Source organism: Pseudomonas sp. NEEL19, from assembly GCF_028751975.1.
GTDB classification, from domain to species: Bacteria; Pseudomonadota; Gammaproteobacteria; order Pseudomonadales; family Pseudomonadaceae; genus Aquipseudomonas; species Aquipseudomonas juntendi.
Genome location: NZ_CP081491.1, coordinates 5118628 through 5132262 on the forward strand (window position 1 = coordinate 5118628; position 13635 = coordinate 5132262).

Genomic DNA, 13635 nt, shown 5'->3' on the forward strand with positions numbered 1-13635 from the left:
AATGGTTCAGATCAGGATCTTGCCGTGGCGCACGAAGGTCGGTTTGACCACCCGCACCGGGTACCACTTGCCGCGAATTTCCACCTCGGCCCGGTCACCAGTGGCCATGGGCACGCGCGCCAAGGCAATGGACTTGCTCAGCGTAGGCGAGAAACTACCACTGGTGATCTCCCCTTCGCCAATACCGGCGACACGCACGACCTGATGGGCGCGCAGCACGCCGCGCTCTTCCAGTACCAGGCCGACCAGTTTTTCCTGCACACCGCGCTCGATTTCCGCCAACAGGGCAGCGCGGCCAATGAAGTCACGCCCGGCAGGCTCCCAGGCAATGCTCCAGCCCAGGTTGGAGGTAAGCGGAGTGTGCTGCTCGTCAATGTCCTGGCCGTACAAGTTCATGCCGGCTTCCAGGCGCAGGGTATCGCGCGCGCCAAGGCCGCTGGGGGCGATTCCGGCACCCACCAGTTCGTTGAAGAAGCCCACGGCCTGGTCGCCAGGGAAGATGATCTCGAGGCCGTCTTCACCGGTATAACCGGTGCGGGCAATGAACCAGTCGCCTTCGGCAAAGCCTTCGAATGGGCGTAGTTCGCGGATTAGCGCGGCACGCGCGGCGCTAAGCAGGGGCGCAACCTTTTCTCGGGCACGCGGGCCCTGGATGGCAAGGATGGCCAGGTCGGGGCGGACCTTGAAGTCCACGGCAAAACCGTCACGCTGCTGCTGCAGCCAGCCGAGCACCTTGGCGCGGGTAGCGGCGTTGGTGACCAGGCGATAGCCATGTTCCGTGCGGTATACGATCAGGTCGTCGATCACTCCGCCCTGCGCCTGCAGCAGCGGGCTGTATAGCGCTTTGCCGGTGTCGTCGAGGCGGGCCACATCGTTGGCCAGCAGACGCTGCAACCAGGCGGTGGCATCGCGACCATCGACATCGATCACGGTCATGTGGGAAACATCGAACACCCCGCAATCGCTGCGCACCTGATGGTGCTCCTCGACCTGCGAGCCATAGTGCAGGGGCATGTCCCAGCCACCGAAATCGACCGTCTTGGCGCCTAGCGCCAGGTGCAGATCGTACAAAAGCGTGCGCTGTCCCATGGGTTTCTCCTTCCGGGCGTGGCGAAGCGGCGGCGGTCGATGACGTTGCGCGTCAGCTCTTGTTGTTTGACACCCGCCGCGCGAATGCCGCGCATTGTAGCCGCAAGCCCGCGCGCTGGCACCCTCAGTGACCGTGGCCGGGTCGACGGGCCGAACGGCGGATCAGGCCGATGACCGGCAACAGGCCCACCAGCACCAGCGTCAGGGCGGGCAACGACGCTCGCGCCCATTCGCCTTCACTGGTCATCTCGAAAACCCGCACCGCAAGCGTGTCCCAGCCGAACGGCCGCATCAGCAAGGTGGCCGGCATTTCCTTGAGTACGTCGACAAACACCAACAAGGCGGCGCTGAGGGCGCCAGGCAGCAACAGCGGCAGGTAGACCTTGAGGAACAACCTGGCACCGCCGACACCCAGGCTGCGTGAAGCCTCGGGCAAAGAAGGCCGAATGCGCTCCAGGCTGCTTTCCAGTGGCCCGTAAGCCACGGCGATAAAGCGCACCAGGTAAGCCAGCAGCAAGGCCGACAGGCTGCCCAGCAGCAACGGTTTGCCGGCCCCGCCCAACCAGCCGGACAACGGGATGACCAGCTGGTTGTCCAGGTAACTGAAGGCCAGCATGATCGACACCGCCAACACCGAACCGGGCAAGGCATAGCCCAGGTTGGCCAGGCCGACCCCGGCGCGTATGCCGGCGCTCGGCGCCTGGCGCCGGGCGAAGGCCAGCAGCAATGCTGCGCTCACGGTGAGCAGCGCGGCCATGGCGCCCAGGTACAAGGTGTGCGACACCAGGCCGACATAGCGCTCGTCCAGGTCATGCCGCCCGCGCTGCCAGAACCACGCCAGCAGTTGCAGCAGGGGGATGACGAAGGCGCAGGCGAACACCAGCAGGCACCAGCCGCTGGCCAGCAACGCCTTCAGCCCGCGCAAGCGGTACAGCGCCTGCCCGCGTGGCCGCTCGTTGCCGCTGCGGCTGGCGCCGCGGGCGCGGCGCTCGCCGTACAGCACCAGCATCACCGCCAGCAGCAACAGGCTGGCCAGCTGGGCTGCGCTGGACAGGCTGAAAAACCCGTACCAGGTCTTGTAGATGGCCGTGGTGAAGGTGTCGAAATTGAACACCGCCACCGCACCGAAATCGGCCAGGGTTTCCATCAGCGCCAGGGCGACACCGGCGCCGATCGCCGGCCGCGCCATCGGCAACGCCACCCGCCAGAAGGCCTGCAAGGGTGATAACCCAAGCACCCGCGCGGCCTCCATCAAGCCTTTGCCCTGTGCCAGGAACGCCGTGCGCGCCAGCAGGTAGACATAGGGGTAGAACACCAGCACCAGCACGATGATGACCCCGCCGGTAGAGCGCACCCGGGGCAGGCGCATGGGGCCGAATACCTCGCGCAGTGCGGTCTGCACCGGGCCCGCGAAGTCCAGCAGGCCGACGAACACGAAAGCCAGCACATAGGCGGGTATGGCGAACGGCAACATCAGCGCCCAGTCCAGCCAGCGCCGGCCGGGGAACTCACAGAGGCTGGTGAGCCAGGCCAGGCTGACGCCCACCACGGTGACGCCGATGCCCACCCCCAGAACCAGCGTCAGGGTGTTACCCAGCAGGCGGCTCATCTGGGTGTCGAGCAGGTGCGACCAGATCTGCACGTCTATGGATTGCCACGACAACAGCAGCACGCTGAGGGGCAGGAGCACCAGGGCAGCGATCAGCGATACCGGCAAGTACCAGCGGCGTTGGGGGGTGTGGGACAAGTTGAATGTCTCTATGGCTGGTTTGCGACCGCTTTGCGGTCGTTCGCGGGCTCGCCCGCTCCCACAGGGACTGCCCAAATCTCAATGCAGATCCTGTGGGAGCGGGCGAGCCCGCGAAGAGGCCCTTTCAGGCCCCGAGAGGATAAAGCCCGGCGCTTAATTCCAGCCAGCCCGATCCATCAGACGGATGGCTTCAGCCTGGCGTTTGCCGGCAATTTCCACCGGAATGCTGTCGGCCTTGAAGCTGCCCCACGCTGCCACTTCTTCCGATGGCCTGACCTTCGGGTTGGCCGGGAATTCCTGGTTGATGTCGGCGAACAGTTTCTGCGCTTCTTCACCCGTCATCCATTCCACCAGCTTGGTCGCCGCCTCGGGGTGCGGTGCATGTTTGGTCAGGCCAATGCCCGACAGGTTCACGTGCACGCCACGGTCGCCCTGGTTGGGCCAGAAGAGCTTCACCGGCAACTGCGGGTTCTGCTTGTGCAGGCGGCCGTAGTAGTAGGTGTTGACGATGCCCACGTCGCACTGGCCGGCCTCGATGGCCTGAATCACCGCGTTGTCGTCGGAGAACACATCGGTGGACAGGTTGTTGACCCAGCCTTTGACGATTTGCTCGGTCTTCGCCTCGCCATGGGTTTCGATCAGGGTGGCGGTCAGCGACTGGTTGTAGACCTTTTTCGCCGTGCGCAGACACAGGCGGCCTTCCCATTGCTTGTCGGCCAGGGCCTCGTAGGTGCTCAACTCTGCCGGTTTGACCCGCTCGCTGGAGTAGACGATGGTGCGCGCGCGCAAGCTGAGGCCGGTCCAGTCATGGGACGAGGCGCGGTACTGCGGCGGAATGTTCTGGTCGATGGTGGCGGACTTGATTGGCTGCAGGATGCCCATTTGCTCGGCCTGCCACAGGTTGCCGGCATCGACGGTCAACAGCAGGTCGGCCACGCCATTGTCGCCCTCGGCCTTGATGCGCTGCATCAGCGGCGCTTCCTTGTCGGTGATGAACTTGATCTTGACGCCGGTTTTGGCGGTATAGGCATCGAACACCGGCTTGATCAGCTCATCGATGCGCGAGGAGTACACCACCACTTCTTCCGCTGCCTGGGCGGCGCCGCCGAACAAAGTCAGGGCCAGGGCGGCCAGTAGGGGCTTGCGTGGCAACATGGAAAGCGCTCCTCGGAAGGTATGAGAGGCGCAAATGGTAGTGAATCCCATTTTCTTGCTCATCCTTTGAGCCGTTACCGGATGTTGCAGAGGGGGCGCAAAGCGGCCCCGGCCATCTCAAGCCCTGGCCAATTCCGGCAAATCCCCGGACAGCCCCAACGCCTGGCGCACGAACATCGCCTTGGCTTCGGGCATCTGCTGCACCAGCTTCAGCCCACTGTTGCGCAACCAGCGCAACGGCAGCGGGTTGGCCTGGAACAACCGCTCGAACCCTTCCATCGCCGCCATCAGCGCCAGGTTATGCGGCATGCGCCGGCGCTCGTAACGGCTCAGTACCTTCACATCCGCGAGCCGTTCGCCACGCTCGCAGGCCTTGCCCAGTACGTCGGCCAGCACCGCCGCATCCAGAAACCCCAGGTTGACGCCCTGCCCGGCCAAGGGGTGGATGGTGTGGGCCGCATCACCCACCAACGCCAGGCCGTGCTCCACGTAGCGCTTGGCGTGGCGCTGACGCAGCGGTACACACACCCGTGGGTCGGCCTGCAACACGCTCCCCAGGCGCCCCTCGAAGGCCCGCTCCAGGGCCTGCACGAAGGCAGCGTCATCCAGCGCCATCAACCGCTCGGCCTGCTCCGGCGTGGTCGACCAGACGATCGAGCACCAGTCTTGCTGGCCATCCCGGGTCAACGGCAGGAAGGCCAGCGGCCCCTCATCGGTGAAGCGCTGCCAGGCTGTGGCCTGGTGCCCGGCGCTGCAACGCACGCTGGTCACGATAGCGTGGTGCAGGTAATCCCATTCGCGGGTGTCGCAACCGGCCAGCCGCCGCACGGCCGAATGGGCGCCATCGGCCGCGACCACCAGCGGCGCGCGCAGGCGCCGGCCATCGGCCAGGGTCAGCAGCCAGTCATCGCCAGAGCGGCGCAGTTGTTCCAGCCGCGCGTTGGCCAGCAGGCCGACATCGCTGTCGTGCAGGCGCTCCAGCAGGCTGTCCTGCACCACGCGGTTTTCGACGATATGGCCGAGCACCTGGGCGTGCACGCTGGCGGCCGAAAAGTGGATCTGCCCGGTGCCGCTGCCGTCCCACACATGCATGTCGGAGTACGGCGTGGCACGCCGCTGGGCAATGCCCTCCCAAGCACCGAGGCGTTCGAGAATGCGCTGGCTGGCGGCCGACAATGCGCTGACACGCGGTTCGAACGGAGCCTGGGCATCGAACGGCTTGACCGTCAGCGGGCCGCCGTCGAGCAAGAGGATTTGCAAGCCACTGTGGCGTAACGCCAGGGCCAGGGCGCTGCCGACCATACCGGCACCGACAATCAACAGATCTGCGCGCATTTCCATGCCTACGCCAGCCTCGCTTGCGGCTTGAGCCGCACATATAGGGTTTTATCGACCCGCGCCACCAGTTCGCCGGCGCCATCGCGGATATCGACCTGCACACGCGGCAGGCACTTCTTGCCGGTAGCGGTCTGCTGGCGAATGTCGTCCAGCAGCGCGTCATCGACGTGGAATTCGGCAAACACCGGGCCTTTGCCCGGCGCGATGAAATCGATGCTGGCGGCCTTGTCCCAGACAATGTAGTCGCGCCCCAGCTGCTCGATCAGCAACAGCATGTAGAACGGGTCGACCATGGCATACAGGCTGCCGCCAAACTGGGTACCGACGTAATTGCGGTTCCAGCGCGTCAGCTTCATCGCCACCTTCACGCTGCGCAGGTCCGGGCTGATGTGCTGCACGCGGATACCTGCACCCAGGTAAGGCGGGTAAAGGTTCAACAGCCAGCGCAGCATGCGCGCCCGGCGCGCGCGTTTACGTGGGTTGCTCATGCCTGGCCCTGCCGGTCGGGGCGGGTGCCCAGGCCCATGGCCTGGCGAGCGAACCAGCTTTTGGCCGGTGGCAGCAGGTCGAGCCCGAGCAGGCCCAGGTTGCGCCCGGCGGCCAGCAACGGCTGCTGGCTGCCGAACAGGCGGGTGACCTGGTCGGAGAAGCCGATGGTCATGGCCTGGTCCAGGCGCTGGCGCTGGTGGTAGGCCTGCAGCGTGGCCAGGTCGCCCGGGCGCTGCGGGCCGGCAAGCAGCGCCTCGGCCAACGCCTGCACGTCACGCAACGACAAGTTGAACCCCTGCCCGGCAATCGGGTGCAAGCTGTGCGCAGCGTTGCCCAGCACCACCAACTGGGGCCGCACCTGCTCCTGGGCTTCGATCAACGACAGCGGGTACAGATGCCGCGCACCCACCTGGCGCAGCGCGCCCAGCCGGTAGCCGAACACCCCCTGCAACTCGCGCAGGAAACTGCGCTCGTCGATGGCGGCCAGGCGTTTTGCGTCCATGCCCTGGCGGGTCCATACCAGCGCGCAGCGGTTATCCGGCAATGGCAGCAGGGCCATGGGGCCGTCTTCGGTAAAGCGCTCGAAGGCCTGGCCGCCATGGGCCTCGCCTGGGCTGATGTTGGCGATCAGGGCGCTTTGCTGGTAGGGCGTATGGCGCACCTGGATGCCCAGTTGCTCGCGCAAACCAGAACGGCCGCCATCGGCCAGCACTGCCAGGTCGCATTGCAGCTGGGTGTCGTCGTTCAAGCGCAGCTGGTAGCCACCGTCGACCGCCTGCAGCGCGGTCACTTCTGCCGGGCAGCGCCAGCTGACCACCTCGCGGTCCAGGCCTTGCCACAGGCACTGGCCCAGCCAGGCGTTCTCCACCACGTAACCCAGCGCCGGCACGCCTTCTTCCTGGGCGTCCAGGCGGGTGGCGCCAAAGCGGCCACGGTCGGAGACGTGAATCTGCCGGATCGGCTCGGCGCGCTGGCCAATGGCCTGCCATAGGCCCAGTTGCTGGTAGATCTGCTGGGTGCCGAAGGACAAGGCCGAAGAGCGGGCATCGTAGCTGGGCTGGTAACTGTCGCCAGGGGCGAACGGCTCGATCAGCAGGATCTTCCAGCCTCTGGCCTTGGCCCCGGCCTGCAAGGCCAACGCCAGGCTTGCACCCACCAGGCCGCCACCAATGATTGCCAGGTTTACCCGGTTCATGCGGCGTCCTTGCGTGCAGCCTGCATCAGCGCCTCGATCTCGGCGACCGTGCGTGGCACGCCTGAAGTGAGGATTTCACAACCTTGCCTGGTCACCACCACGTCGTCCTCGATCCTTACGCCAATGCCGCGCCACTTCTTGGCCACGGCCTGATTGTCGGCACCAATGTAGATACCCGGTTCGACGGTCAGCGCCATACCCGGTTCCAGCACCCGCCATTCACCCCCCACCTTGTACTCGCCCACATCGTGCACATCCATGCCCAGCCAGTGGCCGGCGCGGTGCATGTAGAAGGCGCGGTAGGCTTCGCTGTCGATCAGCGCCTGCACATCGCCTTCCAGCAGGCCCAGTTCCACCAGCCCGGTGGTGATGACCCGCACGGTCGCCTCATGGGCATGGTTCCAGTGCTTGCCGGGGGCGATTTCGGCGAACGCTGCCGCCTGCGCCTTGAGCACCAGCTCGTAGATAGCCTTCTGCTCGGGTGAAAAGCGCCCGCTGACCGGGAAGGTGCGGGTGATGTCACTGGCGTAGCAGTCGATTTCGCAGCCGGCGTCGATCAGCACCAGGTCGCCCTCCCTGAGCGGTGCGTCATTCTGCTGGTAGTGCAGGATGCAGCCATTGCGCCCAGCGGCAACGATGGAGCCGTAGGCCGGCATCTTCGCCCCGCCCTTGCGAAACTCGTAGTCCAGTTCGGCTTCCAGGCTGTATTCGTACAACCCGGCCCGGCAGGCCTGCATGGCCCGCACGTGGGCACGCGCAGAAATGTCTGCAGCCGCGCGCATGACCTTCACTTCCGCTGCCGATTTATACAGGCGCATGTCATGCAGCAGATGATCCAGCGCAACGAACTCGTTCGGTGGCTGGGCGCCCAGCCGGGCCTTGGAGCGGATCACGTTGATCCAGTCCATCAACCGGCGGTCGAATTCAGGGTTGCTGCCCATGGCGCTGTACACCCGCTCGCGGCCTTCGATCAGGCCAGGCAGGATTTCGTCGATGTCAGCGATGGGGAATGCATCGTCGGCGCCAAAATCACTCACCGCGCCTTCCTGGCCGGCGCGCAAGCCATCCCACAGCTCCCGCTCGGGGTTGCGCTCACGGCAGAACAACACGTACTCACCGTGCTCACGCCCGGGGATCAGGGCAATGACCGCCTCTGGCTCGGGGAAGCCGCTGAGGTACTGGAAGTCGCTGTCCTGGCGGTACACGTGCTCGACGTCGCGGTTGCGGATGGCAACCGCGGCGGCGGGCAGGATGGCGATGCTGTTGGGGACCATCTGCGCCATCAGCGCCTTGCGCCGCCGGGCATACTCGGCCTTGGGAATGTGGCTCATGGGCAGACTACCCCTGGTTGATCAGTGCAGCGATGGCTTGGGCGCGGGTGCGGAAGGCTTGGCCAGCTCGGAGAACAGCAGCAGCGGCGCAACGCGCAGGTACTCCATGACTTCCATGTAGTCGCTCTCGCCGTCCTCGGATTCTTCGAGGGCTTCCTGCACCTGGGAAATGGCCACCAGGTCCTGCAGCACTTCCTTGGCCTCGTCGGACAAGTCCTTGCCGCCGGCGTTCAGGCCAAAGCCGGTGATGAAGCCCTGGCACCACTGCCCCAGCGCGGTGGCGCGGTCGGTCAGCGCGGCATCGTCGGAAGGCAGCAGCAGAACGATGGCCATGTCGTCGCTGGTGAGCTCGCCCTTGACCATTTCCTGCAGGCCAACCAGGGCGTTACGCACGGTGTCACCGGGCTCGGTTTCCAGCAGTTGGGCCGCGTCGGCCAGCCAGCCGTCGGCATCGAAGCCGGCACCGGCGCAGCTGCGGCCAATCAGCAGGCCGTGCAGTTCGGCCGGGGTGACAGGGTGGCCATTGCTGGACAGCAGCATGGCGAAAGCGATGTAGGGCGATTGGGTATTGGGCATGGGCAGCTAGGCGCCAGACGGCGCAAATGACTAGAATGAGGCCTTGTATCCTAGCACCGGCAGGCGCGCCAAGACCATCGGCACTGGCCGTCGCCACCCAGGGAGAGGCATCATCGCCAGGTGACCGAACGACGGAGCGAATCGAGTGCAACCCACGCAAGAGAACGACCTGCAGGCACTGATGAGCCGTTTCGAGCTGCTGATCGAACGTGTCGAGCAACTAAAACGGCAAAATGCACTCCTAGTAGCTCAGGAAAAGTCCTGGCGCGAAGAGCGCGCCCACCTCATCGAAAAAAACGAGATAGCCAAGCGCAAGGTCGAGTCGATGATTTTACGCCTCAAGGCTCTGGAGCAAGACTCATGAGTTCAAGCAATAGCGTCACCGTGCAGATCCTCGACAAGGACTACTCGATCATCTGCCCGCCGGAAGAGCGCAACAACCTGGTCAGCGCAGCCCGCTACCTGGACAGCAAGATGCGCGAGATCCGCAGCAGCGGCAAGGTGATCGGCGCCGACCGCATTGCCGTCATGGCCGCGTTGAACATCACCCACGAGATGCTGCACCGCCAGGACGACCGCAGCGCGGCGCCCGTCAGCGGCACCAACCGCGAACAGGTGCGCGACCTGCTGGATCGGGTAGACAAGGCTTTGTCCGACGACACGGATACCAAAATCGGCTGAGATTGGTATACTGGCGCCACTCCCTGGGGGATGCGCCAGTCGGTTATGTCCCTGAGCCGATACGCACAACCACGGGGGTTGCACGCTGGGGCCGGTGTGCATGTCCGCCCGACGGAAAGCCTTAACGCCCCCTGCAATCTCCACCTTGAACTTTCGGGTTCAAGGGCTACACCGATAGCGGTCTTATCGGGGAGCCTGAATTCCTTGCCCGCCCCCTGTGGCGGGCAATTCGTTTGTGCCGCGTCTGGCGGCCAGCACCCCTGGGATCGCCTGTGCCATGACCGACACCGCGCCGCTTACCCGCCCTCAGCTTCGCCGTTTGCTGCGCAATGCCCGTCGCGCCCTCACCCCCGCCCAGCAACGCCAGGCGGCCCGTGGGCTGTATCGGCAATTGGCCCAACACCCCCTGTTCCGCCGCGCCAGGCACATTGCCCTGTACCTGCCCAACGACGGCGAAATAGACCCGCGCCTGTTATTGCGTGAAGCCCAGCGCCGCGGCAAGCGCACCTACCTGCCGGTACTGCATGCCTGGCCGCGCACGCGCATGGTGTTCCAGCGTTTCGAGCCAGGGGAAAAACTGCGACCCAACCGTTTCCGTATCCCCGAACCGGTTATCGAGCGCAAACGCCAGCGGCCCATCTGGGCACTGGACCTGATTCTGTTACCGCTGGTGGGCTTTGATGAGGTGGGCGGCCGCCTGGGCATGGGTGGCGGCTTCTATGACCGCAGCCTGGCCTACCAGGGGCGCCGGCAAAGCTGGAAAAAACCGTTGCTGCTGGGCTTGGCGCATGAGTGCCAGAAGGTCGAGCGGCTGGCGCAGGCCAGTTGGGACGTACCGTTGCAGGGCACGGTCTCGGACCGTGGCTGGTACCTGGCGCCGCGGTAATCGGCGCCAGCAGGGGGCATCAACGTTGTGGCTGGCTGGCGTCTGCCGACGTTTGGTAGGCGTTGTCCAGCTTGCGCTCCCATAGCCCTTGCGCATAACCGGTAGTGACCACACCCAGGCCAAAAATAAACACCAGGACCCACAGCAGATCCGGTTTTTTACGTTGATACATGGAAGATTGCCCCCCAAGGCAAACTGTTCAGGCTCGGCGGCTTTCTGAGTGCCGCCGGAGCATCGCGCATTAAACGGGGCGCATTTTCCGACAACCTGCGTCTGCAAGCAAACCTTGACGCCAACCGGCTGTCGGTTTCGTGCAACAGGTTATTACAAACCTTTTCAGGAGCGACACGCATGGCCTACTGGCTGATGAAATCCGAGCCCGACGAACTCTCCATCGAAGCACTGGGGCGCCTGGGCGAAGCGCGCTGGGACGGCGTGCGCAATTACCAGGCGCGTAATTTCCTGCGGGCCATGAGCGAGGGTGACAGGTTCTTTTTCTACCATTCCAGCTGCCCGCAGCCTGGCATCGCCGGTATTGGCGAAATCATTCGTGCGGCTTACCCCGACCCGACTGCCCTGGACCCGCAAAGCCCTTACCATGATGCCAAGGCCACAGCCGAGAAGAACCCATGGAGCGCAGTGGATGTGGCGCATGTGCAAACCCTGCCACGGGTACTGGAGCTGGGCCAGCTGAAGCAGCAGGCCGGCCTGGCCGAACTGCCGCTGGTGCAGAAGGGCAGCCGCCTGTCGGTCATGCCGGTAACCGCCGAGCAATGGGCGGTGATTGTCGCGTTGCGCTGAAACCGCGCGCCAGCGGCGCCGTTTACTGCACGATCAGGTTGTTGAACAGCAGGTCCTCAACGATCGGCTTGCCCTCTTCGGCTTCCATCACCTGCTGCACCTGTTTCAGTGCCTCCTGGCGCAGGTGCTCCTTGGCCTCGACATTGCTCATGCTGTCGACAGTCTGTTGGGTGAACAGCGCCACCAGCTGGTTACGGATCAGCGGTTCGTGGTGCTGAACGGCCTTGGCGGCTTCATCACCGGTCACACGCAGGGCCACATCGGCCTTGTACACCCGCAGGCGGGGGCCGCCATCCAGGGCATAGTTGCCGACAAAGGGCGGGCTCAGGGTGATGTAGGCAACCTTGGGGGCACCCTCCTTGGCTTCTTCGGCCATGGCCGCAGTTGGCAGCAAGAGCGCCAGTACCATCAAGATCCACGCTTTCACGAATTCGCTCCTCATTCCAATTGGCGCCAGCTTACCCAGCACTGCGCGCAAACCCAAGCCCAGGCTCACGCCGCCGCTTATGCCTGCCCATCAGGGCGGGCCATGCTCGTTGACCCGGTACACCGCCCTCCTACACTTATCGGCCACGACCCGCAAAGGAATAGCCCCAATGAAAGCTGTGTTGTGCAAAACCCTTGGCCCGGCGGGCAACCTGGTGCTGGAAGAAGTCGCCAGCCCACTGCCGAAGAACAACGAAATCCTGCTGGACGTGCAGGCTGCCGGGGTCAACTTTCCTGACACGCTGATCATCGAAGGCAAGTACCAGTTTCAGCCACCGCTGCCGTTCTCCCCCGGTGGTGAGGCGGCCGGTGTGGTAGCCGCGGTCGGGGAAAAGGCCGGCGCCTTCAAGGTCGGTGACCGGGTCATGGCGCTGACCGGCTGGGGGGCGTTTGCCGAGCAGGTGGCAGTGCCGTTCTACAACGTGCTGCCGATCCCGGCGAGCATGGACTTCACCACGGCAGCGGCGTTTGGCATGACCTATGGCACCTCGATGCATGCCCTGCGCCAGCGTGGCCAATTGCAAGCGGGTGAGACCTTGTTGGTGCTGGGCGCGTCCGGTGGCGTCGGCCTGGCAGCGGTGGAGATCGGCAAGGCCATAGGCGCACGGGTAATCGCGGCCGCCAGCAGTGCCGGCAAACTGGCGGTGGCCAAGGCAGCCGGGGCAGATGAACTGATCGACTACAGCCAGGCCAGCCTGCGCGAGGAAATCAAGCGCCTGACCAACGGCCAGGGGGTGGACGTGATCTACGACCCGGTCGGTGGCGAGCTGTTCGAGCAGGCGGTACGCGGGCTGGCCTGGAATGGCCGGTTGCTGGTGGTGGGGTTCGCCAGTGGCACCATTCCACAGCTGGCAGCCAACCTGGTGCTGCTCAAAGGCGCGGCGGTGCTTGGGGTGTTCTGGGGTGCGTTTGCCCAGCGCCAGCCGCAGGACAATGCGGCCAACTTCCAGCAGCTGTTTGCCTGGCATGCCCAAGGCAAGTTGAGGCCGCTGGTGTCGCAGACTTATCCACTGGCCAAGGCCGGGGCTGCCATTGAGAAACTGGGGCAGCGGCAGGCTGTGGGTAAGTTGGTGGTGCTGGCCAGGTAAGGCTTTAGATCTTCATCTGCCGTTCCGGCCTCTTCGCGGGCGCGCCCGCTCCCACAGATCCAAAAAGCATGGATTCCTGTGGGAGCGGGCGTGCCCGCGAAAAAGCCGGCACAGCCTGATCAAACCTCTCGCAGGTTATGGCAACGGCGGAACCGCGCCTCCAGGTTGCGATCAGGCATCTGGTGGCTGCGCAGGGCCTGCAAGGTCTGTTCGACATAGTCGCGGGTGGTGCCGTAGCGCCCTTTGGCGCTGGCCAGGATATGGCTGAGCAAGGTATCCGGCAGATCACCGGCATAGCAGGGTAAATGCCGCTCCAGCACAAAGCCCAGCGCCTGCACCTTGGTGCCATCGCCCAGCCGGCAGTTGAGCCAATGCGGCCGATAGGCCGGGTAAGGCATCTCACGTTGCCACAGGGCCATGAGCGAGTCGTCCAGGTTGCTTTCATCCAGCCGGTAGGCAAAGCCACTGCAGGACCCGCCACGGTCCAGGCCGAATACCAGCCCGGGGGTTTCCGGGGTGCCGCGATGCTCATGCGACCACAAGTAGAGCCCCCGGTGATAACCATGTACGCGTGCGCGCTGGCGCTCCACCGAATTGCACTCGGGGCGCCAGATCAACGAGCCATAGGCAAACAGCCACACCGGCCCACCCGGGTGCCGAGACATGGTGGTCTTCATGGAGTTGAACAACTGTTCGTGCGTATGTTGCTGACCAAAGTCGAGTGTCGGTGGATATGAAACTTTCCACGACATGCTTTCAAGTGCCGACAT

At 64.6% G+C, this 13635-nt stretch carries 16 protein-coding genes and 1 other RNA gene; 6 read left to right on the top strand and 11 right to left on the bottom strand.

Going from position 1 to position 13635, the window contains the following annotated elements; translation table 11 throughout:
• Positions 1-6: 6 nt before the first annotated feature.
• The 8 genes from gcvT to K4A76_RS22750 form a co-directional block, all read right to left on the bottom strand.
• Complete coding sequence (gene gcvT, locus K4A76_RS22715) at positions 7-1089, bottom strand: glycine cleavage system aminomethyltransferase GcvT (protein WP_274411196.1); 1083 nt, start codon at positions 1087-1089, stop codon at positions 7-9.
• Between the two features lie 124 nt (positions 1090-1213).
• Entirely contained in the window at positions 1214-2836 is a 1623-nt protein-coding gene (locus K4A76_RS22720) for an ABC transporter permease (RefSeq protein WP_274411197.1), read from the bottom strand.
• A gap of 156 nt (positions 2837-2992) precedes the next feature.
• Complete coding sequence (locus tag K4A76_RS22725; RefSeq protein WP_274411198.1) at positions 2993-3994, bottom strand: extracellular solute-binding protein; 1002 nt, start codon at positions 3992-3994, stop codon at positions 2993-2995.
• Positions 3995-4111: 117 nt separating this feature from the next.
• Positions 4112-5329: a 2-octaprenyl-3-methyl-6-methoxy-1,4-benzoquinol hydroxylase gene (locus K4A76_RS22730; RefSeq protein ID WP_166524963.1), complete on the bottom strand. Its 1218-nt coding sequence runs from the start codon at positions 5327-5329 to the stop codon at positions 4112-4114.
• 8 nt (positions 5330-5337) lie between these two features.
• The gene (locus K4A76_RS22735) at positions 5338-5820 is read right to left on the bottom strand and encodes a DUF4442 domain-containing protein (RefSeq protein WP_009684137.1); all 483 of its coding nucleotides are present in this window, start codon (positions 5818-5820) and stop codon (positions 5338-5340) included.
• Positions 5817-7016, bottom strand: a complete 1200-nt coding sequence (ubiH, locus tag K4A76_RS22740; protein ID WP_054905399.1) for a 2-octaprenyl-6-methoxyphenyl hydroxylase — start codon at positions 7014-7016, stop codon at positions 5817-5819. Before ubiH ends, K4A76_RS22735 begins: the two co-directional genes overlap by 4 nt.
• Positions 7013-8347: a Xaa-Pro aminopeptidase gene (pepP, locus tag K4A76_RS22745; protein ID WP_054911886.1), complete on the bottom strand. Its 1335-nt coding sequence runs from the start codon at positions 8345-8347 to the stop codon at positions 7013-7015. The genes ubiH and pepP overlap by 4 nt, the downstream gene beginning before the upstream one ends.
• Before the next feature lie 21 nt (positions 8348-8368).
• Positions 8369-8923 carry a YecA/YgfB family protein gene (locus tag K4A76_RS22750; protein ID WP_009684141.1) on the bottom strand — a complete coding sequence of 185 codons (555 nt, stop codon included), beginning with the start codon at positions 8921-8923 and terminating at the stop codon, positions 8369-8371.
• Between the two features lie 181 nt (positions 8924-9104).
• Between K4A76_RS22750 and K4A76_RS22755 the strand changes: the two genes are divergently transcribed.
• From K4A76_RS22755 to K4A76_RS22770, 4 genes are all read left to right on the top strand, one after another.
• Positions 9105-9287 carry a TIGR02449 family protein gene (locus tag K4A76_RS22755; protein ID WP_029886233.1) on the top strand — a complete coding sequence of 61 codons (183 nt, stop codon included), beginning with the start codon at positions 9105-9107 and terminating at the stop codon, positions 9285-9287.
• Positions 9284-9604, top strand: coding sequence for a cell division protein ZapA (locus tag K4A76_RS22760; RefSeq protein WP_161892972.1), 321 nt, complete (start codon positions 9284-9286; stop codon positions 9602-9604). The genes K4A76_RS22755 and K4A76_RS22760 overlap by 4 nt, the downstream gene beginning before the upstream one ends.
• A 17-nt stretch (positions 9605-9621) precedes the next feature.
• Positions 9622-9801: non-coding RNA, 6S RNA (gene ssrS, locus K4A76_RS22765), on the top strand.
• Positions 9802-9881: 80 nt separating this feature from the next.
• Positions 9882-10490 carry a 5-formyltetrahydrofolate cyclo-ligase gene (locus K4A76_RS22770; RefSeq protein ID WP_009684143.1) on the top strand — a complete coding sequence of 203 codons (609 nt, stop codon included), beginning with the start codon at positions 9882-9884 and terminating at the stop codon, positions 10488-10490.
• Positions 10491-10509: 19 nt separating this feature from the next.
• Here the strand turns inward: K4A76_RS22770 and K4A76_RS22775 are convergent, their stop codons facing one another.
• Entirely contained in the window at positions 10510-10662 is a 153-nt protein-coding gene (locus K4A76_RS22775; protein WP_009684144.1) for a hypothetical protein, read from the bottom strand.
• Between the two features lie 179 nt (positions 10663-10841).
• Here K4A76_RS22775 and K4A76_RS22780 point away from each other — a divergent pair, with 179 nt between their 5' ends.
• On the top strand, positions 10842-11291 hold the full coding sequence (locus K4A76_RS22780) for an EVE domain-containing protein (RefSeq protein WP_009684145.1): 450 nt from the start codon (positions 10842-10844) through the stop codon (positions 11289-11291).
• A gap of 22 nt (positions 11292-11313) precedes the next feature.
• Here K4A76_RS22780 and K4A76_RS22785 read toward each other — a convergent pair whose 3' ends face one another.
• Complete coding sequence (locus tag K4A76_RS22785; RefSeq protein ID WP_009684146.1) at positions 11314-11718, bottom strand: flagellar basal body-associated protein FliL; 405 nt, start codon at positions 11716-11718, stop codon at positions 11314-11316.
• A 169-nt stretch (positions 11719-11887) separates the two neighbouring features.
• On the opposite strand from K4A76_RS22785, the gene K4A76_RS22790 reads away from it, so the two are divergent.
• The gene (locus tag K4A76_RS22790; protein ID WP_274411200.1) at positions 11888-12865 is read left to right on the top strand and encodes an NADPH:quinone oxidoreductase family protein; all 978 of its coding nucleotides are present in this window, start codon (positions 11888-11890) and stop codon (positions 12863-12865) included.
• A gap of 119 nt (positions 12866-12984) precedes the next feature.
• Here the strand turns inward: K4A76_RS22790 and K4A76_RS22795 are convergent, their stop codons facing one another.
• On the bottom strand, positions 12985-13635 hold the full coding sequence (locus K4A76_RS22795; RefSeq protein WP_212623319.1) for a gamma-glutamylcyclotransferase: 651 nt from the start codon (positions 13633-13635) through the stop codon (positions 12985-12987).